We start from the raw sequence: 23,065 nt of genomic DNA, 5'->3' as shown, positions 1-23,065 counted from the left end.
GTTAGACGCCCAGCCAGACGCGCAGAGCTGCCAGCGGTTTACGCAGCAGGTAAACGAACAATACCGTGCGTTTCCCGTACAGCTTGGCGGTCCCCTTCAGGCCCACGCGTAGCTGCGGGTCATCCTGCGTAAAGCGCGCCCGCAGCCGATAGGCCATCACATTATCCGGCGTTGGCGCGGCGCGGTAGCCAATCTGCTCAAGCCGCGCGTCCTGTGCCGAATTCGGTGCAACATTGAGGAACAGACGCACGTCCGCACCATTTTCCAGCGCAATCGCATCCGCCGCAGGCAACTGGATCTCCAGCTCAACATCATGTGGATCGGCAATCATCATGATGCGTTCTCCCACCGCCACCGAGCGCCCAATCCAGTCGCTGCTATCGTCAAAAATCGCCACGCCGTCACGCGGGGAAGCGAGCTGCATGCGTTCCTGCTGACGTTGCAGAAAATCCATCTCGCTCTGTGCCTGTTCGCGGCGGCTTTGCAGCACGGCCAAACTGGCTTTGCTGTTAGCATCGAACAGCGCCTGCTGCTGTGCCTGACGATACTGAGCATCGGCGGTAGCAAAAGCCTGTCGGGCCGATTCCAGCCGGTTTTCCAGTTCGCGTACGTCCAGTCGCACCAGCGGCTGATTAGCACTGACAGTCTGATTAGGGCGAACCAGTATGTCATCCACAACGCCTGCCACAGGGGCGCGCACCATCACCGGACGATGCGCGACGATCTCCGCCGGAGCCAGCACCGACTGGCGAACCGGGATCAACAAGATCAGCACCAGCGCCACGATCGCAGCAACGATCAAACGGCGTCTGGCAGGCGGCATTTTCGACGGACGACGGCGTACTTTACACAGGCTCGACCAGGCGTGCGCATAGGCATCTGCCAATTTCTCCAGCAGCACAATCTCGGCAGGCAGCCACGCGCTATCCCGCGCTAACACCAGCACCAGCGGCGTATCACCCTGCGGTAAACGCAGCGGCAGCCAGAGTAAAAATTCCGGCAGATGTTCCTGCCACAAAATCTGGTCATCGGCAGGCAGTTCGCGGCATTGCAGCGTCTGCGTTTGACGCCCTTCTTCCTGCCACTGGCGGCACAGGCGGCTAAATTCGGTACAAAACGGGGCGTTGTGATCGAGCGAGGCCAGCCCGGAAGCCGCCTGCAAGCACCGTTTATCACAGTCCCACAGCAGCGCCTGCCGATACTTCACTAAATTATGCGTCTCGTTGACGATAAAAAACGCCAACTCATCCAGCGTCTCACGCGCTCTGGCACGGCTTTGCAGTTGCAACAGCTCGGCCAGCAGCGCCAGCCGGGTATCCTGTTCCGTTTGTGCTACCGTCGTATTCCGTTCGGTCATGGCGATACGCTGCCTGCATCAGGCGGCACGATTTGCGCCACGCCGCTCATGCCCGGTAGCAATCCAACGGTAGACTGGGTAATGCGGCCAAAGACTTTTACCGACTGACTAACCGGATCGATCGCCGAAGAGAGTCGGCTGATTTCTGCCGGATAGCTCAGACCAGTTTCATCCAGCACGACCTGAAAGGCGCTGCCCTGCTTTAACCACACCAGCCAGCGCGACGGCACGATCATTTCCAGCTCGAACGCGCTGTCATCATAAATCGCCAACAGCTCCTTGCCTTCCGGCACGGATTCCCAACGCTTCACCTTGGTTTCCGTGACGCGACCGGAGAACGGCGCTTTAATCACACAGCGTTGCAGCATGGCGCGATTGACGCCGCTTTCGGCCTGCGCCATCGACACCGACGATCGCGCCTGATCGACATCCGACAGGCTGATCGAATTGAGCTTATCCAGCCGATCGGCAATTGCCAGCTTCTTACGCGCGGCATTCTCTGCGGCGTTTGAGTAGTTCAGCTTTTCGCGCAGCACGGTGCAGTCAAACGTCACCAGCGTATCACCCTGCTTGAAGTGTTCGCCCTCTTTCACCGCAATATCCGTCACTTTCCCGGCAATTTCGCTGGATAACACGGTATAGCGCTGCGCACTAAGCTGTACGCGAATGTCTCCCGTCGTCGCAGCCTGCCCCAACAGGGGCAGACCTAACGCACTGACCAGCAACAGCGGACGCATCATGCCGAAAGCCATTAACGCGAACCTCCCGCCTGTAGAGATTGCAGGTTATCCCACATATCCGTGTTCACCACGCGATAAGGCTTACCCGCGCTAGCCGACGATGTAGCCGCGGACGAGGCAATTGGCTTCACCGCAGGCGCAGAGGATGGGGTAGACGCTGTTTTAGTCGACGCCGTCGTGGTGGCAGGCGTAGCCGGTGTTGCCAGAGACAGACGCGGTACCGCAACGCCGCCTTTCTCAAGGTTACCCGTGGTGCGGGCAATCGAGCTGCTCAGCGCCGCCAGACTGACATCGCTCACGTTATCCGGCAGCACATCCAGCCCGGCAGCCTGATACACCGCACCGAGCGCGTTCTGCACATCGGCAAAGCTGCGGTCGCGCGCGCGCGTCGTCAGAATGGTTTCCGTGCTGACGCGCACCTGCTCCATTTGCGTTTCGGCACGATGCTGTACGCTGAGAGTGGTCTGGTTGAGGATGCCGCGCTGAATCCGCGCCAGTTCCTGATAGCGGCCAAACATCTGCGTACTCTGCTGATATTCCTGCCACGCGACGTTCACCTGCGTCAGCACCGCCATGCGCAGCGCCTGACGACGAACTTCCGCCAGATCTTCATTCGCCTGTCCGGCACGTTTCACCGATGACCACGACAGCACGTTCAGCAGATTGCCGCTGACCTGAACGCCCGCGTTCGCCCACTGGTGATTGACCAGATAGCTGTTGCTGTCGCCGTTGATACCGGCAAACAACGACACGCCCGGCAGCAGACGCAGCAGTGATTTACGGGTTTCCAGTACGCTATTGCGTGCCAGATAGCTCTCTTCGCGCACTTCCGGGCGTTTAACCATCGAGAAGTTTTCCAGATCGTCGAGCGAGTAGGCCATCTTCGGCGCGACCAGACTGCTTTCGCTCGGTACGACGACATCGTATTTGCTCGACGGCGGCAGGTTCATCAGCGCGGCCAGACGGGATTTCGCCACCACCAGATCGCTGTCGACAATCTCTAACTGACGCACCATCTCCAGCATGTTTTTCTGGAAACGCAGTGCCTCAACCGGTGCCAGCAGACGCTGTTGTTCGGTCTGACGCGCATATTCCAGCGCCTGACGCGCCTGCGTCAGCGCGGTCGTCACTTCCGGCTGCAAGCGCTGTGCCGTTGCCGCTTCCCAGTAGGCCGTCCGCACCTGACGGGTTATATCCGCGACCACGCGACGACGACGCTCTTCCGCCGCCAGCGATTTGTTCGCCTGCACTTTGGCGTTGAAATAGCTGATGCCGAAATCCAGCACGTTCCAGCTCATCGTCAGATCGGCGGTACGCTGGGTCTGATCCTGACTGGTTGATGGGGCTAATGATGGTTGCCCTGTCGCAATATTTTCACTACCGGAAGCCGATACATTGTCGCGGGTTTGTAGCCCCGCGCGCGCGGTCAGTTTCGGTAACAGCATGTCCAGATTCTGTACGCCCAACAGGTCATCTTCCATCGCCTGTTCCATCAGAGCGACCCGCTGTTGCAGGTTATATTTCAGCGCACGGGCAATCGCCTCATCCAGCGCGATCGTGCCGCGCACCGGTTCCTGATTGGCGAACATCTGCGTTCTGTCGCTCAGCGCCTGTGCAACCTGTTGTTCGATCGTAACCGGCTCAGGTTTGACGGCACAGCCAGCAAGACCCAGACAGGCCAAGGCTACCGCGATCCGTAACGCCCGGGAACCCGCGGTGCGTGGTCTAGCCTCGTGTTGAACGTTCTGCTGCTGACTGTCGTGTTGCTGGCTATCCCAGAAATGCGCTATGTGCTGATTCACCCGGGTTCTCCCCATCTTCTATTTGTCTGTTCCCTTCATCTGGCAAACTCCCGCCTGCCAGCGCCAGGGTTAGTGGTTAAGTAAATAAAATCTCGTCTTAATATTCAGCCTACGTGTGCTATGTACGCAGGCTGCTCAGCTCACTGAGCGCCGCCAGCAGCGCATCCTGTTCAGGCTGATGCTGACGCAGCTGTTCGGTAAAGGCGGTTTTTCCCACTGGCGCTAACCGCTCTGCATCGCGGTTTTCTGTGGGGAGCGCATCAGAGTGGACAGGCAGTTGCATCGCACCACGGTCAGTTGCCATCTCTGCGCCATCGCCCAGCCCGGTTTGCAGCGTAATCGGTACGATCCGGCTGGTACCGTCTGCGGCCTGTGCTTTCAGCGCCAGTTGGATCTGATTAACCTGCACCGCGCTGGCATCGGTAATACGCACCACGCCGTTGCGGGCATCGAACTGCACCCACGCAGGCAGCGGACGTCCGTTCGCCAATTGCAGCGTCAGCGTGGCATTACCCTCACGCACGCTGAACATGCGCTGCGGCAGGCTAAAGGCGAGCGCGCCGGAGGCATCCGGCTGTAACGCGCCCTGCACGCTACTGAAAGCCGACTCCAGCGCCGTTGTCTGACCGCGCACGCTCAGGAACAGGTTGGAATCAGCCGGACGCAGCACGGCGTTATCGCGTAGTGACGCTTCAGCGCGCGAAGAGAAGTTGACCTGATCCAGCGTTGGCATCAGCGATGACATCACCGGATCGAGCACCCAAGGGGCATCCGACTGACGTGCCGTGTCGGCATCGCGCTGACGCACAGGTTCGGTAACGATGTTGTTCGGTAGCGGCTGCGCTTCCGGGCGAGACAAATCGGCGACAATCGCTCCCAGCGGCTGGTCGCGCTCTCTTTCACTCGAATCAACAGGCAGGCTTGCGCCCTGCTGCACCAGAATCACCGGTGCCGTAGTCGTGGTATTGTTATCCGGATTTGCAGGCTCCGTCGGCGTGCCAGGGTCAACCGGCGTTCCCGGATCAACCGGCGTTGAAGCGGCATTGACCGTCAGCGCCACATTCAACGGCGTCGCGTTACCCGCGCTGTCCGTGGCGGTAATTGTCAGGTTGAACACACCGGCGGCTGACGGCGTGCCGCTGAACGTCCGTGTTGCACTATCAAAACGCACGCCGTCTGGCAGTTGCGCGCCATCAACGGTAAACGTCAGCGCATTATTTTCAGGATCGGTAAATAGCGTACCTGGTAAGGTATAAGACCAGCGAGTACCCGCCTGCGCCGTTGGCGGCGTGAACTGATCAGCATGACCCACCGGCGGCAGGTTCACCTCTCTCGACAGCGTAACGCCGAGCGCCCGCGCGGCAGAATCAGCTGCGCCGTCATTGAGCACCAGCGTCAGCGATGTCGCATTCCCCGTCAGCGGGGCGCTCGTCGCCCAGCTAATTTGGCGAGCCAGCGCTGTCGCATCCGCACGGGAAAGGGCAGCCGTGAAGGTCACGGTGAGCTTGCCGTCTGCCTGCGTGAAGGTGGCTACCGCTTGTCCATCGTTGCTAATGACGCCATTCGCTAAGGTGAAACCGTTGCCCGCAGTAAAATCGAAGCGATCGCCGGCTGATGCCGTTTCACCACGCTGTAGCGTGATTGAGGCTCCCTGATAATTCCCCGCCCCGCCGTTCAATGCATCCAATTCAGCATCACTGAGGACGGTAGACGGTGCAACGATAATTGCAGGGCCATCGACGCGATAAACCGGCAGACGAGAGACTTCATCCAGCACCGACACACCGTTGCCAAGCGCAATCAGACCACCGTCAACCGGCAGCAGATGAGCGAAGCTCGTACCCGCGTTTTTCAGCGTATCGAGTTTTGTCAGCGTCTGGTCGTTCAACACATAGCGAGTGAGCGCACCGTCGCTTTGCGTGACGTACAGCACCCGCGCATCCGCAGAAAGAGCGATATCGCTCACCGTGCCTTCTGCCGCGACGCGAGCCAGGTGCGTGAAGGTTCCCGTAGCGGTATCCAGCGAGAAGGCATCAATGTGCTCTGCGTTAGCAACAAAGATGCTACGACCATCGGCACTGACCGTAAGCTGTGTCAAACCAGAGAATGAGACGATATTACCTGCGGCATCGGTAAAGTTGCGGATGTATCCCAACGGCTTCAGGTTGCCACCGCCGTCGCGCTGATATGCAATCAGCGTCGAACCATTACTCGGATCGGTGGTAACAAAGAGCAGATTGCCACGGCTGAGGATGCTGGTCGGGGCCCACAGATAAGGCGGCTTATTCATATCGCCGCCCAGCGCCTTAACATAGGTTAACGCCCCTGTTGCGGTGTCACGGTTAAACCAGACGATGTTGTATCCATTGATGAGATAGAGCGTCTTTCCATCTTCCGACAGTGTGATATCTACCGAATTCCAGAGACTACCTTCAAAACGGTCTGTCTCTCCCTCACTGAGAGTTTCTTTATGAGTGAGGTTGCCCTCAGTATCACGACTAAACCAAATGATGGCGTTGTTACCGTTACCCAATGCATACACACTGCTGCCATCGGCAGAAACCTGTAGCCGACTGATTCCTGTCACGCCTTCTGCGGCGGCGAAGGTACGCACATAGGTTAATTCGCCGCTGTTCGCATCGCGCTGGAATAAGGCAATCGCGCCTTTATCATCGCTGACATACACGGCCAGCCCGTCTGTCGTGCGGGCGGCAGCCGTCACCGTGCCCAGCCCGCTAATTGCGGTGTATGTATTCACCAGACGCAGTTCATCGGCTGAGAGCACCGGGTCGTTTGCCACGACAGGCGTGTCATTGATAGCCGTAATCGCCACTGACAAGGCCGTGACCTGAGAGTCCAGATAGCGGTCAGACAGCGTTACCGTCACCGCCACTTGCGCGGCAGGCGTATGGCTGTCGCTGGCGTAGGTAATCTGGCGCAGCGTATTCTGCACGTCTTCCGTGGTGGGGATGGTGCCAGCATTCGCGTTGAAGCGAATCGTCAACACGCCGTCTTTATTACTGACCTGACCAATGGTGACGCCGTCTTTCTGAAGCGTATCACCCGATAACGTCAGACCGTTGCCAGAGCTGAGGCCCAGCTTATCCAGCACCGTTTTGCCGTCACCCAGCGTAATCTTCAGCGTCGCGCCGTCGTAGTTACCTTTACCGCCATTGAGCTTGTCCATCTGTGCATCGGACACCGTCGCGTCCGGTGCCAGCACGATAGGATCGGCACGTTCGGTATACGTCGGTGTGGTGCCCGGAATCGTGATAACCGGCGCAGTATTGGCTTCTACCGCAGGCACCAGCGTCAGCGTAATCGCCTGATCCAACGTGGTTTCCGGTGAACTGCCGCTATTATAGTCTTCTACAATCTTCAGGGTAACGTGGCGTTCCCCATTTGGACTGTTACCCAGATAGTTGTAGCCGATACTGTCGATAATTTTGGCAGTCTCACTGCCATTTTTCATCGAGTAGAAGACAACGGTAGCCTTTCCGTCTTGTACCGCAACAGAATATTCCGCCTCATTGGCGGTTTTCCGTACGCCGTTGGATGATTCAAGAACAATCGTGGATCCTCCCACGCTGATCGTCTCATTGGGCCCTGACGCATCAAATGTCATCACTACTTGCCAGATGCGTTGTCCGCTCTCGATAGTGTCGATATGGGTATCTTTAAACAGCTTAACAAACTCGCCGTTGCCCGGAATCTGTGGGTTGAGCACCGTCGTCGTTAACGTTGACGGATCGTTCACACCGACGAGATCGACGGTGATATCCAGGTCAGCGACGTTATTGTCATTGTCACGAATGCTGAAAGTGAAAATTGGTGACGAACCCGCCAATTCAGGATCCTGACTGGTATTCTGGTAGGTAATCTGACGCAGAACATTCTGCGCATCGGATTTAGTTGTTGCTGCCGTGAATGTCACGGTTAATGCGCCATCTACCTGGGTAAAGGTCGCGATTACCGCGCCATCTTTTAGGATAGTGTCACCATCACGCGTTAAACCGTTATCCGCCTTCAAGCCAAAGACATCTTCCGGCCGCCCGCCATTCTCTCGACCCACCGTGATGACGGCACCATTATAGTCGCCCTTCGCTTCATTCAAGGCATCAAACTGCGGGTCGGACAGGCGGCCTGACGGCAGCAACACAACGGGATCATTGCCTTCGGTGTAAACAGCCTCAGCCGTACCAATATTCAGTATGAGGACCTGATCGCCACCGACCAGATAGAGTTGCTTACCATCTGCGCTCAATTCCACGTTTTGCAGCCCAAAGAAACCGGTGCCAAGCGCGCTATCACCACTCTTAATGGTCTGTTTCAGCGCCAGGCTACCATCTTCAGCGCGGGAGAAGAGGGTGATGTTCTTCCCGATCACGAATAGCGCCGAACCATCAGCGGACACCACCAGATCGGTCGCCAGCGCTTCGCCGGTATCGCCACCGTCATCGGTGATTGGCGTTGTCGATACCAGCGTGAGCACCCCATTGGCGCTCACCGCTATCGTATTGAGCGTGTAATTCCCCACATCGGCATGAATTGCATACAGCGTTTTGCCATCGGGCGACAGCGCCAGTCCGTTAATGTAATACTCGCTCGCTCCGCTAATCTGACCGACCTGAGCCAGCGTACCTTGCGCATCAATGCTGAAAGCGGTGACGCCGACTGTGCTACCTGACCCGGAAACAAACAGGTAGCGCCCAGTCGGATCAACCACCAGACGGTTCGCCCCAATCAGATTATTAGCCTGAGAAACCGATGTCAGTTTGCCGTCCGCTTCGCGCTTAAACACCAGCACGCTGCGGCTGTCATTATCACTATCAGATTGGGCAGCAGTGAGGTAGAGATAATCGCCTTGAGAAACGATGTGGGAACGCACATCCAGCGAACGTCCGCCCAATGCAGCCTGATCCAGAACACCCGTTTGCGTCAGCTCACCGTCGCTGCCCACACGGAAGAGAGTGACCGTGTTGCCTTCACTGCCCACCACATACAGGTACTGCCCATCAGAGGACAGGGTCACCTCGGACGCCCCTGCTAATGAGGGATTGTCGATAAACCTGTCGTTCTGTAGCGTATCGTTATTAAATACCTCTCGGTAATGAGGGAATACTTTTGATAGAGTGAACTTCCCTTCTGCATTGCGCACAAAGACGCTCAGTACCGCTGAGCCACCATCCGGTGAACTCACGACGTAGAGGGTTTTACCGTCAGCAGACAGCGCGGTGTCTTTTACCCCCGCCATCAGATTCCTTTCGATGACCTCATTATACAAGTCTTGCAGAGATTGATCGTTTTTCAGCGTGGAAGACTCACCGCCAATCGTGGGGACTTGTTCAGGGTTGGGCGCAATGGTTAGCGTGAGCGTCTGCTCCACCTGTGCGCCCGACTCATCACTCGCCGTCACGCTGATCGTAAAGGTTCCAGAGCCATTGAGCGCTGGCGTACCGGAAATGGTGCGTGTTTCGGGATCGAAGGTTAATCCCGCAGGAAGACCGTTGACCTGCAGCGTCAAAGCACCATTTTCAGGATCGCGGAACAGGTTTGCTGGTAGTTCTGCGGTATACGATTGTCCCGCTGTCGCCGACGGTGGAACGTACGCGTTATTCTCCACCACTGGCGGCTTGTTCGGCACCAGTGTCAACAGCAGGCTGGTCTCCTTAGCGCCATCGCTAAAGTTGACCTTCATCGGAATGGCTGCGCCTACCGTGTCGCCGCCGTTGCGGTAAGTCACCTGATGCAGAACCTGATTGGCGACCGCTTTAGTAACACTGCCGGTAAAGACAATCTTCGCCGTGCCGTCATTCACACTAAAAGTAGCGATTGTCGCGCCCTGATACTGAATCTCGCTGCCAGATAACGTCAGATCGCCGCCGTTCTGGAAAGCAAAGTGGTCATTTGCCGATGCATCGCCGTTACGGCCAACGGTAATCGTCGCGCCCTTGTAATCATCAGCGGCGTCCAGATCCTGGTCTGACAACGTGACGCTCGTGGCAAACCGGGCATCCGCCGTCTGGCTATAAGGTGCATTGGCTGCCGCATTAAGCACATTCAGCCCAGCAAAGAACGTACTGACCCCAGCATAAATATTCTTGCCATCCGCGCTGACGGCCAGATGGTTGACGGTGTTAATCGATAGTTCAACGCTATTGCGATACGTTAACGCACCGGAATCGCTATCGCGACCAAACACCAACAGTGACTTGCTGCCGAACGCTGCAACATACAGCGCCGAACCGTCTTCGGATATCACCAGTTCACGTAACGCCAGCGCGTTCGCAGGAATATGGCCTGCACTATACAAATTCAACGTCCCAGCGTAGGTCAGCTCTCCTGAATCCGTATCACGACTGAAAACCGACACGGTACCCTGCGAGTTTGATGACACGTATACAAATCGGTTATCCGGTGAGATAACGATATCCTGCAAGCCATTGAGGTAACGGTCGTCTTGCGGAACCTCCGCGCTGTTCGCATCAGCTGCTATGGTGCTGTTATTGATCGTGGTGACATAGTCAAGGGTGCCCGACTCCACATCGCGTGACAGTACGGTAATGCTGTTATTCCCCAGGTTGGAGATATAAGCCGATTTCCCATCGCTGGACAGCACAATGCCACTTGGACTTTTCAGCGGAATCGTATCGCTGCCAAACAGTGAACCGACAAACGTCAGCGCACCCGAAGTGGTATCACGTGAGAAGAAAACGACGGCGTTTTTAGTCGTCGCGCCATCGACTGGCGTCACGCCGTTAATGGCATACAGCGAGGTGCCGTCGTCGGACAGCACGATCTCAGAAATCGCCGCATCCAGACCACTGACGCCATTCACACCTTGTGTAGCGACAATCCCGACATAGCTCAACTGTCCCGTCGTAGCATCGCGGCTAAACTGCACCAACGAGTAGGCACTTCCGCTTCCTCCCGCAACATACACGCTGGAACCATCTTTTGACTGCACCAGCGTGGTAATCGTGTTCAGACCGTTAACTTCAATCGCAGGAGTGGACGGGTCATCCTGTTCGCCCTGCGTGAAGCTTTGTAATAACGTCAATTCACCGGTTTCTGCATCACGGGCATAAACGCGCAGATAGGTCTTACCACCGTTATTGTTCCCTTCACTGCCAGTGACCAGCAGCGTTTTTCCATCCTGAGAGACGCTGATCGCCGAGACGCGTTCGTTATAGCCACTTAGCGTCCCCGCGTTGTAAAACAGTGTGGCATCAGGGAAGTAGGTCATCTCGATCGTCGGCACGTCGTTTAAAGCCAGATTAACGCTGCCAGATACCGTCAGCGTCGCGGTATCACTTCCGCCATTGGCAGTGCCGCCGTTATCCTGCAACTCAGTTAGCGTAATAGTACGCAAGCCGCTGGCGCTGGTGCTCTCTTTGCTGGTTGAGTAGCTCAGGCCATCGACCAACTTCATCATCGCCATGCTGCTGATGCCCTGAGCACTGCTTAGTACCAGAGAAGACTCACCGCTTAGGGCGTTATAGGTGTAGGTATACTGGTAGCCGCTTACCGTCGTGCCCGCGCTGTCCTTACTCAGATCGATAACCGTACCATCCACCGTCAGGTATTCTTGATACGGGTTTTTTAGGCCATCAATACCGATCGACAGTTTGGTCAGCGCCTGCCCGGCTTCTCCGGTGTTAACCACAGTGTCTTTGAACAACGTGACGGACGTACCGCGCGTATCCAGCGTCAGGTTACTTCCGCCCTGACTGACCAACGTCGGCGCACTATTCACTGTCAGCAATAGCGCGACCGTCGTCACCGTGCTGTTCAGTTCGCCATCGCTCGCCGTCACTGCGAGCACTACTGTTTCGGCCGCACTCTGACTACCGACGTTGCGATAGGTAATTTGCTTCAGGACGTTATTAGCGTCATCCCGACTGGTTCCAGCAAGGAAAGCAATCGTCAGTTTGCCACCAGTCTGGTCAAACGTAGCTATCGCCTGCTCGCCTTTGAAGATCTGACCATTATCAAAACGCAGGCCATTTTCTGCATTAAAACCAAACACATCATCACTGGATTCACCGCCAGAACGGTTCAAGACTAACTGAGACGAACCGTAATCACCTTTCCCCTCTGCCAACTTGTCAAAGTTAGCGTCGGATAACGTTAATCCCTCGGCTAACACCACTTCAGAACCGTGAATCACAGTACGAATCGATGAGTAGCGAATCAGTCCGCCGCCAGAAACCAGAAGCGATCGTCCATCCGCCGATAAAGCAATATCTTCGCCAGTCGTGCTACCTGCCGCACTCCCGGTCAGGATGAGGTTGCCACTGTCAGCCACCGTATAGATATTGATCGCGCCGTCTGTCGTCGCGGCATACAACATCGAGCCATCAGCATTCAGCGTCAAACTCCCCACAGGAGCACTGGATACCGTGTTGAACTGAGTCAAACGATTATCAGAACCCAAGCGATAAACGATAATCGTGTTCTCCGTAGGGTTACCCATATACAGCAGTTTTCCATCAGGAGATGTCGCCAGTGCATAGTCGATAGCGTCCTGCCCTTCAGCACTGAGAGATAAGGTGTCGAGCAGCGTTAACTTACTGTCCGCCTCTCGCTGATAGACTTTTAACTCATGATTTTCAAAAACAAGTGGACTGCTATGCGCGATATAAACGTAATTACCAGAGGTTGCGATGGAGCCATTACGATGCGACTCTAACGTTTGTACGCGGCTCAACTCACCTGTCACAGCATCACGACTATAAACGTAAACTTCCCGGCCATAGTTGTTGCTCGCATCCACATAAACTTGGGCACCATCACCGGAGATAGCCAGTCCACCGTTGGCGCCACTTCCCAACGATATCGTGCCGGTGTAGCTCAGCAGGCCGTCGTTCACGCTCAGGTGAACCAGATTACCGTTACCAGAAACCGTATAGACCGATTTGCCATCACCGCTAACCACTAAATGATTGACGGTTCCCAGGTTTTCAACGACGACACTCTGCTTCTGCGTCAGGCGACCCAACTCATCGACTGAAAAAACAGAAAGGGTGTTGTCTGCACCTGCGGCATAGACAAAGCGGCCATCAGAGGAATAAGCCACTTCCGTAGAATGAGCCAGAGTACCGGTAACAAATGATTCTACTTCTCGAACCACATCACCAGACACCACGGGCGCCACATTGATCTTACTGTCGATAGTGACGGTCGCATGAATATTCAGCTCGGCAGTATCGGTATCATCGCCGCCTTCATCACTCAGGCTTTTCAGCGTCACCACGACATCACCACCGGCCACGGTGTTATCCAGCGGCTGGTAGGCAATACTGTCAATCAATGACTTGGTATCCGCGAGATTGTCGGTAAAACCGTCGATATTCACAGTTACCGTCGTGATGTCGCCGCTCACGGTCACGCGGTATGAGAAGCCATCACTGTCAGCCCGTGTCGTTCCGCTTCCCGATTCCAGCGCGATGCTTTTACCATCAATGACTAATGCCTGATTCGCACCCGTGCGGTTAACGGTAATCACCAAATCTTTCAGTTCCTGCCCGTCTTTACCTGCCGACACGCGAACGTCGCTGAACAGATCGACCGGCTGGAAGCTGTCGCTGGAATCGGTGATGGTGACTGTCGCCTTAACCGGTGTGGCATCGACGCCGGGCGCGGTGTCCGTTGCCGCGACGGTCGCCGCCACATCCACTGCCGTGACCACAGCAGCGGCATCAAACATCATGCGCGGTTCCAATACCCACGCCTGACGCGGCGTGCGCGTTAAGCCTGAACCAGATTTTGAGCGGGAAAAAGTCATCGTGTCATGTCCTGTAATAAAGGGGCAAATCGCGTCATTTCTGGCTACATCTGGCGGTCATTCAACCAGCCGAACATAGCCGCCCTCGGTTTCGATCTGGCCGGCAATACGATCCAACCGTCTAATCAATTGATCCTCAACGCCCTCAGCACCGAACCCTGCACCATCGATAAAGCTCATCCGTTTCTCACCCTCGGTACAAATCAGCAGACCTGGCGTCGCTTCGGTGTCGAACAGGTTGCGGCCAAAATCCTCTGGGTCGCCGGGACGAATGCCGACAAAATAGAATTTGATGTTGCGCGCGCGGAAGCTGGAACACAGATCGCGGAAGCGCTGCGCGGCAAAGGTACGGGCAAGATCCGTGCCGGTCGAACCACGAAATTCATTGCGATTGAAGTTGTAGCTGTCGGTGTCAAACCAGTCACCGACGGTGTTGGCCATCATCACGATCACTTTTTGACCGTCACCGTTGCCGTCCAGATTGAAATCCAGCGGCAGCGTGGCATCACCCCAGCCGTCTGAACCGCGCATGTTGGGTGACAGCGCCGCGCCCGCCCATGACATCCCGATGGCGTAGTTCACGTTGTAGCGGGCAGAGAACTGATCGATACGCTGATTCAGTAGGCTTTCTTCATTGGTCAGCGGCATTAGTGCAGCATTCGGACACCCTTTGTCCGCAACGATAAAGCGGGTATCGACTGCGTCGGAACCGTTATTCCATGGATAGAGATCGGGATTGGGGCCGCGCCAAGAGATCGGCGGTGCGCCGGGGCTGCCGTTTTGCGGCAAATCGTGACGGTAGTACACACGAAATTGCCCAACGGGCGGTTCATCCCAGAAGAAATTTTCTTCCCGCCCCAGCCCACGATACATGCACAGCAGGTTAGCGCGCCGATCGGGGAAGCGACGGTCTGCCAGGCTACTCACCACACCACTGGCAAACAGTGAACGCAGCTCCGGTGGGTTCAGTGCACTCGGTGTAGACCAGCGCCGAATGCGGTTGGCGTCTTCCGCATCGTACACATTTACCGACTGGCTGTACGGCACCAGCGATAGCCATAGGTTGTCACGCTTGCCGTCTGCGCTACTCAGCATACGCTCGACAAAACTGCGGCTAACGCTTTTTAGCGAACGGATATCTCCCTCACTCATATCCCCCGTCACTGGCATGACAAAGGCAATTTCGGTAGGACGGTTGATAACTTCGGCGGTCGAGTACACTTCCTGTTTCTTCGCCCCGAGGTTCAGCAGACTGGGCTTGGTTTCGAAGGCGACGGTGACGGTATAGGTTTTCCGCGTCTCGCTGTTGCGCCCTTCCGTGACGGCCACATCACCCACCACCAGCTTGTCACTCAGGGTCTTATTCATCCCCAGATTATTTTTGACGTAGTCATACGCCAGCTTATTGGTCTCTTCCTGACTGTATTCTTCGCCATTAATGGTCGCCTGATGCCCGACGGCCAGCGCAGCGGCATCCGTCGCGCGCTTGATCTGCGTGGCATCACCGGTTGCCGTGGAGGTATCCACAATAAAAGCCGCCGTCACCAATAACGCCATCGCCCCCAGTGCATAGAATCCGGTGCCCGCACCCTTTTCCTCCTGAATAAAGGCAGACAGGCGTTCACGCCAGAACAGAGTAATTCCGGTAGCGTCTTTTTTTATTCTTCTGTTCTGTAAGGTTTTTTTCATTCCTTCCTATCCTGTATTCCTGGATTCAGCGCGTACTCAACCCGCCCATAAAACGGGAAAATAAAAACGACATTGCTCATATGCCTATAGATTTTTTAAGTGTTTCATTATTCCGGTAACGAGAAGCTCGCTGCCGTTTGCGGTCTATTTGCCGCTTCTATGTCCGGTATAAAAATGTCCGGTATAAAACCCGTCGCTATTGATCTTTTTCTTCCAGCCCGGCCTCTTTTCTGAGTACCTCGTCCAGTTCAACCACGTCGACAGCGACCCGGTTGACCGACGACGCATGCAGCAGACCGCCCAGTGAGAGGCCACCCAGCAGGCTCACATCTTTCCCCTGACGGCAGATCTCGACCACAATCATGGAGATATTTTTGCTGCCTTCTTCACGGTCCCTTTCCGGCAGTTCAGGGAGGTATTCTTCTTCCGGCAGGGTTTCACTTTCCGTACACAGCGCCTCTGCCGTGCCTCTGCTCAACTGCCAGTGCAGCTCACCCGTCTGGCGCACGTTGCTGATTAACAGCTGGTAATTACCTAAACCTTCCGTTGGCAACACCGTCTCGAGCAACCCCTGTAGTCCGCTTTCATCCAGTTCCTGCTGCATCGCTAATATTGATGCGATAGCGCCCGCACGCTGTTCCATGCGCGTCCGCTCCAGCCCGACGGTGTAGATATCCGCGCACAGTGACCCAATCGCCAACACAATCGGGAACGCTAACGCCGTTTCTACCGCGGTAGAAGCGCGGCGAGAAAACCAGAAGCGGCGCATCCCGCTCAGGAAACGACTGGTTTTCAGTAAAAGACTGGGTTTCAGTAAACGACTGGGTTTCAGTAAACGATCAGTCATTGCGCAGTTCCGTCCCAAACACATGTTTGTACTGATAGCGGAAGGTGTCCCCTAGCGTTAACACCTCCGGCAGCGGCGTAATAAACGCTTTTTTAATCTGTACCGTCACGGACCACACTGGCAGCGTCGTCGTTTCCTCACCATTNNATTCGGGTTGTCCTGATTGCCATTGCCGTTCGTCAGCCCGCCAAGTTGGCTCAGATTGTCGAAGTGCAACACGCTGACGGTTAAATCGTCTTCCTTGAGGTAGCCGTATCCCGCTTCAACCATGCGTGCCTTGAGACGGGTTCCCATCTGTTCCGCGCTGTCCGAGGCGAGATTATCGAGGCGGAAAGCCTGCACGGCTTTATCCAACGCGGCGCTGCCAGCGGCAATGACCAGCCCGATACGCGCCAGTTCAAACAGCATCATCACCCCGACCAGCACCACCGGCACCAGAAACGCCACTTCCGTCGCGATCACACCGCGCGTGCTGCGCCAGTGGCGTTCATGGCGCGGCACGATACGTTCATCACGCCACGAGCCGAGATTACGAAACCACGCCATTACTCAGGCGTACTCAATTGCAGGCGTTGACGGCTGGATAACAGCAGCGCTTCACCACGGGATTTATCCTGCTGCATCTGCTGTAAACGTTGATTCAGCTCGTCAATCAGGCCATCAATACGCTGTGGCTGTGCAATGGTCGCCAGCGCCGAACGCGCTTCATCGTCTTTGCCGCCAGAGAGGTAGGCCAGTGCCAGATTCAATCTGCCCGTCGCGTTGCTGTCATCCACCGAACGCAGCAGCGAAATGGCTTTGTCTGCGTTGCCGCTTGCCAGCCATGAGAGCGCCAGATTGTTGAGTGCCGCGACATCTGCCGGGTTTATCTGCAACGCTTTTTCAAACAGCTGACGCGCTTCGGCGTGTTTACCTGAAGCATCCATCACCACGCCCATGCCGTTAAGAGCGCCAGCGTCATTCGGCTGCGCTTTCAGCGCACAGGCAAAGTCGGTTTGCGCCATCGCATTACGTCCCAATGCCAGCTGCGCACGACCCATTCCCAGACACACCGCCAGTGCTTCTTCCGGCGTCATTTTGTTGGTATCGCCGCCCAGAGCCTGACGTGCTCGTCCGTACAGTTCCAGCGTTTGCTGCGGTGAACGCGCCAGAGCCGCCACGCTGGCATACTCCAGCATCTCTGCGCCTTTCAGCGCATCGCGGCTGTCGAGGCGCGCGTACACTTCCGTCGCCGCTTCAACACGCCCCTGATCGCGCAGCAGACGTGCCAAACGCAGGCCTTCATCTTTGCTGCCCTTAATCGCCATCGAGCTGCTGCATCCCGCCAGCACGGTACTGACAATCAGCAGTGCCAGCATGGGCGCGCCGAGCTTAAGTTTTGCTACCAGATCGACCATCTTCGATAACTCCATCGGTTGTAACCGTTGTGATTTCCGGCGCATACCGGGAATCGATGCTTTTAAAATAAACACATTAAAATCAATGTTTTGAAAATAAAACGCTACTGCGCCAGCAGGCGGACCACGCGTACCAGTGCAGGCGACGCCATAATGGCGATAATCGGTGGCAGGATCAGTGCCATCAGCGGCACGCTCAACTGCGCAGGCAATTTACCCGCCTTCTCTTCCAAAGTCAGAATCAGCGTCTTGCGGCTTTCATCCGCAATCGTGCGCAGCGCCTGAGACAGCGGCGTACCGTAGCGCTCCGCCTGAATCAGCGTCGCCACCATGCTTTCGATCTCGCTGACGCGGGTACGCTCCGCCAGATGTTTCATCGCCAGCGTACGATCCGACAGGATCTGCAATTCAGCGGCGGTGTAGTGCAGTTCATCCGCCATTTCTGGTGAAGACAGCCCAAGCTCTTTCGATACCACCTGCAATACGCGTCCGATAGGCAGACCGGCTTCGGCGCAGACCACCATCAGATCCAACGCATCCGGCACCGCACGCGCCAGCTTTTCACCCCGGCTTGCCGCACGCCATTTCAACCACCATTCCGGCACCATCGAACCGACAAAGAAGCCGATCAGCCCCGCCGCAACGCCCGTCAGACCCGCACGGTCAGCAGGTGGCAACCATCCCCACACCAGCGCGATTGCTAGCAGCGCCCCGGCAGCAAATTTTCCCATCACCAGCCAGCCCACCGCTTCGTTGCGGCGGAGCCCGGCGAGATCCAGCAGGCGGCGCAGATTGCGGCGATCGCGATCCGATCCTGAAAGGCGCTCGCCCTGCATGGCGAGAGGCTGCAACAGCTTTTCCAACAGGGGAGATAATGCGGTTCCCTGGCCTCTCAGAATATTTTCCTGAGAAGCCACCTCTGTAGAGGCAACGGGCAGATGCCCACGCATGCGAATTTCCAACCGCTTGTATTGCTGCGCTTTATGCTGTGTACGTGCTAGGTAAATCCCAGCCACCATCAGCACGAGCGCCAGCAGCAGTAAGGGATCGTCAAAAACAGTCATGAATGGCTCTCCCTTTACCCTATTCGCTTAACCATCACGTGCGTGATCAACATGCCGACCGAGACGCTGCACAAGGCATAAATCAGCACCGACGTTCCCACCGGATCGGAAAACAAGAAACTGAAATCCTCCGGTGACTTCATGTATAGATAAGCCAGACAGCCGGGGAACAGTGCGGCGACAATCTTGGCGGACGCGCGCGCTTCCGACGTTTTGGATTGCACTTTCAGTTGCAGTTCCCGACGTTCACGCAGCGTCGCAGACAGACGCTCCAGCGTTTCCCCCAGTCGCCCACCCGCTTCCTGATTGATGATCAAAATCACCACGAAGAAACGGTATTCGGACATCGGCACCCGTGTTGCCGAGGCCTGGATCACCTGACGCAGCGGAATCCCCAGCCGCAGCCAGTGATCGATCGTCTTGAATTCATTCGCCAGCGGCCCAGTCAGGTGCTCCGCGACAATTGAGAAGGTATTCGCCACCGGCACACCGGCACGGCAGTTGCGGGTAATCGCATCAATCGCTTCCGGCAGGCTCTCGCGCAGCGCTTTCAGGTGTTTTTGCAGCGTCGAACGGAATAGCAGCATGCCGATGCTGATAAACAGCATCAGCGTAAATATCAGCCCCATCGTGAGCGGCAGCAGGGTGCGTTGTCCCAGAATCATGCCGAGAATCAGACTCACCGCCGCCAGCGAAAGGGAGCGCTGGAGCAGGTTCTTTTTCCAGCCAATGAACGTCATCTGCGCCCAGAGGATCGCCAGCCAGCGTCCAATCACCGGGACACCCATCAGCGGCGTTCTGATCTCGTCACGCAGAATGGAATCAGACGCTACGGCGGCAGCCGACGGGCTGACCTCGTTCAAAATCTGCTGCCAGCGTTGTTCGCGCTGCATACGCTGCTGCCGCGACTTTTTCCAGGCGTTGACCGCCAGAAACAGCATCAGCACGCTGCCAAACACCAGCAACGTGATCAGATTCAGGCGTAAATCACTCATCGCGTCTCCTCTGCCCGTCACTGCGCATCGAACAGATGCGCTTTATCGCTGTAGAACTGCGGGCGCTGAATGTGCTGAACATAGTCACCCGTCAACAGACCCTGTCCATCCATCCCCTGAATGTTGAAGCTGAACAGATCCTGAAGCTGAATGACTTCGTTCTCCATGCCACACACTTCGGTGATGGATACCACGCGGCGCATACCGTCGCGCATACGTTCGATCTGCACGATCAGGTGAACCGCACTGGCGATCTGACGGCGGATCGCTATCAGCGGCAGTTGCATGTTCGCCATCATCACCATGTTTTCCAGACGCTGTATCGCATCGCGCGAGGTATTGGCGTGCACCGTACACAGCGAACCGTCGTGACCGGTGTTCATCGCCTGCAACATGTCAAAACTTTCGCCGCCGCGCACCTCACCCAGAATGATGCGGTCAGGGCGCATACGCAGGGCGTTACGCATCAGATCGCGCTGATCGACGCGGCCCGTGCCTTCGGCACTGACCGGACGCGTTTCCAGCCGCACCACGTGCTCCTGCTGCAATTGCAGCTCGGCGGCATCTTCGATGGTGATGATGCGATCGGTACTGCCGATCTTCTGCGATAGCGCATTCAGTAAGGTGGTTTTACCCGCCCCCGTTCCGCCGGAGACGATCACGTTAACGCGCGCCTGCATCGCTTTGTTCAAGACATCCGCCATCGCGTAGGACATGCAGCGGCGCTCTGCCAGCATTTCCAGCGACAGGTTGCGACGCATAAATTTACGGATCGAGATTGTGGTGCCGTCGATCGCCAGCGGATAGGTGATGACGTTGACGCGGCTACCGTCCGGCAGACGCGCATCCACCATCGGGCTGGCTTCGTCGATGCGACGACCTACCGCGGCGGCAATACGCTGCGCGGTGTTAAACACATGCTCTTCATCAATGAAGGTAATCGGCGACAGTTCCAGCTTGCCAAAACGCTCGACAAACACCTGACCGGCACCGTTGACCAGAATATCGTTGACCGTGTCATCCGACAGCAGCGGCTGGATCGGCCCGATCCCGGTCATCTCATCCAGCATTTCGGCGGCGATGGCTTCCTCTTCCTGACGAGAAAGCTGCAAGCGCTGCTCATCACAGATGCGGCGGATCACCGTTTCGATCTGCACCAACAGCTTGTCGCGTCCCATCATCGCCGCTTTACCTGCGTCGATCTGATCGTAGAGCTGTGCGCGGATAATCCGACGCTGGCTGTTTCGGTTGTCCGTCTGGCGGGCAGCCGGTGCCGATCCAGAAGAGGTATTCACCGCAGGCTGTGTGCGGTTCTCCGCAGCCGGGCGCGTTTTCAGTTCTGCCACATTGGCAGCAGGCGCAGGCTGAGGCGTGCTTTTTCCTGCTTCACTTTTTTGCAGGTTATTCTTGCGAATCAACATAGTCCTGAACCCCAAAAAACAGTCTGTAACCCTTTGAAAAACGGTGAACGCTGAACATCATCAGGCGCGTTTTAACCAACGCGAGAACCAGCGTTTTTCCGCCGGTCTAGCACGTACGCCGCAGGCCAGATCGACCAGTTGACGTAATCCCTGCTGGAAAGCGGGTGCCGCGGCCAGATTCAATGCGCCGAGCGTCAGGCTCTGCGATAACGCGTGGCCTGCATTCGGCAGCACGACATCAATCTTCCGGCCGGTAAATTGCTCGAACTGATCGCGGCTTAACGGCGCGGTCGTAGCAAAACGGCTCTGGTTATGTACCAGCAACAGACGCTGTCCTTCGCTTTCGTCGCCGATCTCATTCAGCACGCGCCGTACATTACGCGCATCCTGAAGCGTCAATTCCGTCACGATGATGCGCAGATCCGCGTAGGTCAGCACGTCGAGCGCACCGGTCGGGTAGCTGCTGGGCAGATCCCAAATCACCTGATTGAACATGCGGCACAGCGCACCGCCAAGATTCAGCACGTTATCGACGTCAACCGGGGCCAATTCTCCCAGCTCTGGCTTCTGTGCCAGCAGGTGCAGACGGGTATCCACGCGCAGCATGGCGCGTTGCAGAAGTCGGGTATCCAGTTCCTGCGTCCCCAACACCGCCGCCAGACCCGCATCATCGGTTTGCCCCTGCAACAGCAGTTGGTCGCCGTTACGACGGTCAAAATCCACCAGTGCCACAGGCAAATGACGCTCGCCGGACAGCAGGCGGCCCAGCCCCATCGCCACAGTACTGGCACCACTTCCGCCGCTGGCGCTGACGACCGCAATCGTCCTGCCCATGCGGGCATATTCCGGCCCGGCCTGTTGGCCTTCACACTTCGCCAGCGTTGCCGCCAGCAGATCCAGCGTGAACGGCTTCACCAGATAGTCCACCACGCCCGCCTGAAGAAGCGCGCGGTACAAGCCGACATCCTGTTCTTTGCCCGTCGCAATCACCTGACTGGTGGGGCCGCAGACGCTCAGCAGCTCTTCGAGTGCCGGAAGCGGCCAGTGCGCCCCTTCCAGATCCACCAGTAAAATGCGCGGCGGGACATTCAGTTCACACCATTGACGCGCCGCAGCGATACCGCCGGACATCACCGGTACATCCGGCTGTTTCAGGCGAGTAAAGAGATCGCCGATATCGGCTACGTCGCGTACGTCATTGGCGAACGCCACCAGCGGTAGCGCCAGTTCTTCACCATCGTTAGGGGTAATTTCACTCATGGAATGTCACGCCCTTAATCTTCTTCAAAGTTAATGTCGATGAGCTCTTTCACTTCATCTTTGTGATAGCGTTCGATGCTATTGACCGCCGCCACGCCATCCGCACTATCCAGCGCTTTGGCCTGAATCAGATCGCGTGGTTCGGCGACCATCATCGCCAGATTGTTTTGCGTGGCGCAGCCGAGAGAACCCATTGCCTCATAGGGCTTCACCATCAGCTGATTGGGATCGTTGATCGTGCAGCGGGTGGTTTTGACCACCAGCGCCTCGGAGATCACTTCCAGATCGCCATTCTGTCCACTCGCCGTAGAACGGCGCATCTGCTTCACATTCTGTGGATTAGCACCGGCGTTTTTCAGCACGGTAGCCAGTCGCCCTGCCATCTGCTCACCGCTTGTGCTGTGCGGAATCAGCGTCAGCGTCTGTGCGGATAGTCGTCCCTGATCCTTCAGCATGATATTCAGCTGTTTCAGGGATTCAGGAAGGAACCCACGTCCGTTCGGTGCAACCAGTAACGGCACGGACACCGATGAAGGCTGGACGGCAATCGGTTGAAGCCCAGGCTGATCGAAGCGCTGCATACGGACGTCGTTAATCGGCTTATTCCATCCGCATCCTGCCAGCAGAACCACGGCGGTAAGCACCGCCACACGCATGTGCAGTGGGCGAAGCAGAGGGTAACTGTTGTTGATCGTTTTCATGTGTT

Annotated in this window: 12 protein-coding genes and 1 pseudogene; all 13 read right to left on the bottom strand. The window is 56.6% G+C overall.

Features of this window, described 5'->3' with window-relative positions:
• Position 1: 1 nt before the first annotated feature.
• Entirely contained in the window at positions 2 to 1,357 is a 1,356-nt protein-coding gene (locus tag H0248_RS03760; RefSeq protein WP_180784846.1) for an efflux RND transporter periplasmic adaptor subunit, read from the bottom strand.
• Positions 1,354 to 2,109 carry an efflux RND transporter periplasmic adaptor subunit gene (locus tag H0248_RS03755; RefSeq protein ID WP_180784845.1) on the bottom strand — a complete coding sequence of 252 codons (756 nt, stop codon included), beginning with the start codon at positions 2,107 to 2,109 and terminating at the stop codon, positions 1,354 to 1,356. The genes H0248_RS03760 and H0248_RS03755 overlap by 4 nt, the downstream gene beginning before the upstream one ends.
• Entirely contained in the window at positions 2,109 to 3,899 is a 1,791-nt protein-coding gene (locus H0248_RS03750) for a TolC family protein (protein WP_180784844.1), read from the bottom strand. The genes H0248_RS03755 and H0248_RS03750 overlap by 1 nt, the downstream gene beginning before the upstream one ends.
• A 118-nt stretch (positions 3,900 to 4,017) precedes the next feature.
• Complete coding sequence (locus H0248_RS03745; RefSeq protein ID WP_180784843.1) at positions 4,018 to 13,686, bottom strand: beta-propeller fold lactonase family protein; 9,669 nt, start codon at positions 13,684 to 13,686, stop codon at positions 4,018 to 4,020.
• 57 nt (positions 13,687 to 13,743) lie between these two features.
• The gene (locus tag H0248_RS03740; RefSeq protein WP_180784842.1) at positions 13,744 to 15,375 is read right to left on the bottom strand and encodes a Tad domain-containing protein; all 1,632 of its coding nucleotides are present in this window, start codon (positions 15,373 to 15,375) and stop codon (positions 13,744 to 13,746) included.
• A gap of 196 nt (positions 15,376 to 15,571) precedes the next feature.
• The gene (locus tag H0248_RS03735; protein ID WP_180784841.1) at positions 15,572 to 16,222 is read right to left on the bottom strand and encodes a TadE/TadG family type IV pilus assembly protein; all 651 of its coding nucleotides are present in this window, start codon (positions 16,220 to 16,222) and stop codon (positions 15,572 to 15,574) included.
• A pseudogene (locus H0248_RS22350) lies at positions 16,215 to 16,768 on the bottom strand (hypothetical protein). Before H0248_RS22350 ends, H0248_RS03735 begins: the two are co-directional and overlap by 8 nt.
• On the bottom strand, positions 16,768 to 17,619 hold the full coding sequence (locus H0248_RS03725) for a tetratricopeptide repeat protein (protein WP_180784856.1): 852 nt from the start codon (positions 17,617 to 17,619) through the stop codon (positions 16,768 to 16,770). Before H0248_RS03725 ends, H0248_RS22350 begins: the two are co-directional and overlap by 1 nt.
• 104 nt (positions 17,620 to 17,723) lie before the next feature.
• A complete protein-coding gene (locus H0248_RS03720; protein WP_180784840.1) occupies positions 17,724 to 18,683 on the bottom strand; it encodes a type II secretion system F family protein in 960 nt (319 codons plus the stop codon).
• Positions 18,684 to 18,697: 14 nt separating this feature from the next.
• Positions 18,698 to 19,678 (bottom strand): type II secretion system F family protein, encoded by a 981-nt coding sequence (locus tag H0248_RS03715; protein ID WP_180784839.1) that lies wholly within the window; start codon positions 19,676 to 19,678, stop codon positions 18,698 to 18,700.
• 17 nt (positions 19,679 to 19,695) lie between these two features.
• The gene (locus H0248_RS03710; protein ID WP_180784838.1) at positions 19,696 to 21,099 is read right to left on the bottom strand and encodes a CpaF family protein; all 1,404 of its coding nucleotides are present in this window, start codon (positions 21,097 to 21,099) and stop codon (positions 19,696 to 19,698) included.
• A gap of 60 nt (positions 21,100 to 21,159) precedes the next feature.
• Entirely contained in the window at positions 21,160 to 22,359 is a 1,200-nt protein-coding gene (locus H0248_RS03705; RefSeq protein WP_180784837.1) for an AAA family ATPase, read from the bottom strand.
• A 14-nt stretch (positions 22,360 to 22,373) separates the two neighbouring features.
• A complete protein-coding gene (locus H0248_RS03700; RefSeq protein WP_039274218.1) occupies positions 22,374 to 23,060 on the bottom strand; it encodes a CpaD family pilus assembly protein in 687 nt (228 codons plus the stop codon).
• Positions 23,061 to 23,065: the final 5 nt, after the last annotated feature.

The organism is Pectobacterium brasiliense (assembly GCF_013449685.1).
Lineage (GTDB): Bacteria > Pseudomonadota > Gammaproteobacteria > Enterobacterales > Enterobacteriaceae > Pectobacterium > Pectobacterium brasiliense_A.
Note: the sequence above shows the minus strand (reverse complement) of the source record. Positions and strands in the feature narration are given on the sequence as shown.

What these genes read in the sequence shown, in the direction of transcription:
- H0248_RS03725 (WP_180784856.1), bottom strand. Translation starts at nt 17,619, where the DNA reads ATGGTCGATCTGGTAGCAAAACTTAAGCTCGGCGCGCCCATGCTGGCA.
- H0248_RS03715 (WP_180784839.1), bottom strand. Translation starts at nt 19,678, where the DNA reads ATGAGTGATTTACGCCTGAATCTGATCACGTTGCTGGTGTTTGGCAGC.
- H0248_RS03735 (WP_180784841.1), bottom strand. Translation starts at nt 16,222, where the DNA reads ATGACTGATCGTTTACTGAAACCCAGTCGTTTACTGAAACCCAGTCTT.
- H0248_RS03705 (WP_180784837.1), bottom strand. Translation starts at nt 22,359, where the DNA reads ATGAGTGAAATTACCCCTAACGATGGTGAAGAACTGGCGCTACCGCTG.
- H0248_RS03760 (WP_180784846.1), bottom strand. Translation starts at nt 1,357, where the DNA reads ATGACCGAACGGAATACGACGGTAGCACAAACGGAACAGGATACCCGG.
- H0248_RS03745 (WP_180784843.1), bottom strand. Translation starts at nt 13,686, where the DNA reads ATGACTTTTTCCCGCTCAAAATCTGGTTCAGGCTTAACGCGCACGCCG.
- H0248_RS03740 (WP_180784842.1), bottom strand. Translation starts at nt 15,375, where the DNA reads ATGAAAAAAACCTTACAGAACAGAAGAATAAAAAAAGACGCTACCGGA.
- H0248_RS03720 (WP_180784840.1), bottom strand. Translation starts at nt 18,683, where the DNA reads ATGACTGTTTTTGACGATCCCTTACTGCTGCTGGCGCTCGTGCTGATG.
- H0248_RS03700 (WP_039274218.1), bottom strand. Translation starts at nt 23,060, where the DNA reads ATGAAAACGATCAACAACAGTTACCCTCTGCTTCGCCCACTGCACATG.
- H0248_RS03755 (WP_180784845.1), bottom strand. Translation starts at nt 2,109, where the DNA reads ATGGCTTTCGGCATGATGCGTCCGCTGTTGCTGGTCAGTGCGTTAGGT.
- H0248_RS03710 (WP_180784838.1), bottom strand. Translation starts at nt 21,099, where the DNA reads ATGTTGATTCGCAAGAATAACCTGCAAAAAAGTGAAGCAGGAAAAAGC.